The following is a 3091-nucleotide window of genomic DNA, read 5'->3' as shown; positions in this document are numbered from 1 at the left end:
GTAAGGCTTCAGCCTGGAACCTAATCTATATAGAAAAAAGTTCCTGGCTAAAGCCCTAAGCAGCAACGGTAACTTGTCACCGCCATAAATGGCGGTGTAATGAATGTACTATCTCAAAAATTACAACTTTGAGAACAAATTAAGATAAGAAATAGCTTGTATTTTTTCAATATATATTGTAATAAGCACAAAAAACTATAAAGTTTCGGATAGTTGTGCCTTCGCATATAAAAACACATTCTATCTTATCCATTACAACTTTAAAGAGAAACCCGGCATATTTTTTAAACATACCCTGAGCTGCTATCACTCAATTCATTTCGCCTTTAATTCTTTGAAGGTAATTTGAAAATGCATTTTCTTCGATGCTCCTCGAATCTTGTGATTGTTCAATTATTACTTCACCATCCCGGCTCGTAATGTAAAATTTGAACACAAACGCTGCATTTTTTCCTATACCCATTTTGCCAAACCGGAGATCGGCCAGGTAAAGTCCTTTTTCATCTTTGTTCACATGATAATAACCTTTAGAAAATTTAATGAGCTTTTGCAGCGCTTTGTTTTCGTTAAGATCTTCAAGTAGCATCTCATTCCGGGGTATAAATTCAAAATCGGTGGGTATTTGTTCATCGAAGTTTGAATACAGGGCCATATAATACCCCGAATCGGTTTCGGCCAACCCCATCCACAAAAAATTGGAGAGCGGAAGGGGAGCTGTTTTGTATCGGTTATACATAATTTCTTGTTCCGATAAAGCATTTTTAAATACAGCGTTCACATGTAGTTTATTACCTACAGTTCCAAGCAAATAAAACGATGTAAGAAAAATAAGCCCCACAATAAGTTTTCGTCTGATAGCTGAGCTACGCTTTATGAACATTATGGTAAGTAATACGAGAATAAAAGGGACGGTATAAAAAACATCTACAATGGCAATGGTTCCAAATTCTACGCGATAATCAGAGAATGGCAGAAAAGCTCCTGTTCCGTACGTAGTGAAATAGTCTAATATAGGATGCGTAAAAGCAGCCATAAAAATAAGGAAGATCCATTCGCGAAGCTGAATATCCGTGTTTTTCTTGTGAATACGATGAATAAGCCAACCTAACAGCGGGGCCAATAGAAACGCAAAAATAATTGCATGACTAAACCCACGGTGAACAAAAAGCCCATCCACTTCGCTAAAAAATGGTGTTACAAAAATATCGAGATCAGGGATCAGGCCACCCACAGCACCCCACATAATTGCTTTGTTCCCGGCTTTTTTACCGAGCACCATCTCTCCTACTGCTCCTCCAAGTACTGTTTGTGTAACTAAATCCATTTTTTAATTAATTAATGTATTGTAAAACAATTAAACCGAACTTCAATCATTTTGTTTCGAAGGGGGCGGAGCTAATGAAGAAAACCTGTTTGCGTAAGTGGTAAATAACTGTATAATCATATTTTGTTATATTTGCATCCAAAACAAAATCATGTCATGAAACAAGTTGTGTTTATTCTATTGCTCTTACCGCTGTTTATGCATGCACAAGAGTGCGATTGTACTTCCAGTTTTAATTGGTTAAAGGAAACCTTCGAAACCAATGATGCCGGATTCCCGGTAGTTATAAAAACCAAAGGAACTGACACTTACCAAAATTTCAGTGACTCAATCGCTCAACAGACAAAACAAATCCAAAACCACACGGAGTGTGTGAAATTGCTGGATGAATGGACACATTTTTTCCGCAAAGGACACGTTGGCGTATATTACACGCATAATCCGGATAAAAACAGACAAGCGCAGGGGACTGAAGCACCTAAACCACAACCTAAAATATGGCCTGTTGACACAACTGCTCTGTTTAAGAAACTAAAAGACAGAAAACCACCTTATGGCATTTGCGATGTGTGGTACAACAACAATTACAAAATGGTTGTTGTGCCGGATACAATTAATGCGCAGCGCGATTATGTTGGGGTATTACTTTGGACAAATAAACCACAATGGAAAGCTGGACAGGTAAAGACAGAATTTTCCGACTCCGGCTCTTTGGTAAACTATTATATGGCCGACCATACACTACAGAAGCAGTCTTTCAGCTATTCACTTAAATACCTTAAAACGGGCAATTTCCATTGGACTAGGTCTACGGAGTATGTGGCGCCTGAAGACACTGCAGAATTTTCAATTTATATGACAGAAGTGCCCCGCATAAAACAAATAAACAACGAAACGGTTTTAATGAGAATTCCCTCTTTCAACTATAAATACAAAGAAAAAATAGATAATTTAATAGCCGAAAACCAGCCCCTACTAGATTCAACGCAAAATTTAATAATAGATGTGCGGGGAAATGGCGGTGGTGCCGACCGCAGTTTCAAAAACATTACCCCCTTCCTCTACACCCAGCCAATGAAATTTCATAATATCGAAATTCGTTCAACACCAATGAATATAGCGGCATATAAAAAATGGTTCAGCAAGTCATTTTTGCAACGGGTATTTTTTGGCTTAGCTCTGAAAAGAAGGCTAAAGAAAAACATGGGTGAATATGTTGCCATGACTCAAACTAAAATCAGGACAATTGATAACTACGATCCGAAACCATACCCTGAAAATGTATATGTAATTGCAGACGAAGGATGCGCCAGTTCCACCGAACAGTTTTTATTGATGGCTGAGCAAAGCAGCAAAACCACCATTGTTGGTAAAACCACCTTTGGCGCTATTGATGTATCGAATGTAAACACCGTTATGTTTCCGAACAATAAATACCGATTAAACTATGCTACCAGTCGCAGCCTCCGCATACCCGGTCGCATAATAGACGACATCGGTATTGCACCTGATATAATCATTCCGGATACTATTCAAAAATATCGCTGGCTAAGGTACATTGAAAAGAATTTATTGACAAAACACTGACAATCATACCGTAGCATTGACAAATAAAAACAAGTAATGCTAGTCATATACTTAAGCGGTCGGAGGATATATTTTCTCGCTTTTCCCGACAGGCTTGCTTCCTCTACACTATTGTAATTAATCGTAATTGGTCGCGAACAAATATTTTTTACAGATATGGAGTTCAATTCCCAAATTGTA

The 3091-nt window shown here is 38.0% G+C and carries 2 protein-coding genes; one reads left to right on the top strand and one right to left on the bottom strand.

The annotated features are described in order from the left end of the window. Positions 1–310: 310 nt before the first annotated feature. Positions 311–1324, bottom strand: a complete 1014-nt coding sequence (locus tag VJ937_RS08550) for a metal-dependent hydrolase (protein ID WP_324066481.1) — start codon at positions 1322–1324, stop codon at positions 311–313. 156 nt (positions 1325–1480) lie between these two features. Between VJ937_RS08550 and VJ937_RS08545 the strand changes: the two genes are divergently transcribed. After that, positions 1481–2911, top strand: coding sequence for a S41 family peptidase (locus VJ937_RS08545; RefSeq protein ID WP_324066480.1), 1431 nt, complete (start codon positions 1481–1483; stop codon positions 2909–2911). Positions 2912–3091: the final 180 nt, after the last annotated feature.

Source organism: Salinivirga sp., assembly GCF_035268865.1.
Taxonomy (GTDB): Bacteria; Bacteroidota; Bacteroidia; order Bacteroidales; family Salinivirgaceae; genus Salinivirga.
The sequence above is the reverse complement of the archived record's forward strand: the minus strand, read 5'-3'. Positions and strand labels throughout refer to the sequence as shown.

Coding starts and splice junctions, on each gene's coding strand:
- VJ937_RS08550 (WP_324066481.1), bottom strand. CDS start 1,324: ATGGATTTAGTTACACAAACAGTACTTGGAGGAGCAGTAGGAGAGATG.
- VJ937_RS08545 (WP_324066480.1), top strand. CDS start 1,481: ATGAAACAAGTTGTGTTTATTCTATTGCTCTTACCGCTGTTTATGCAT.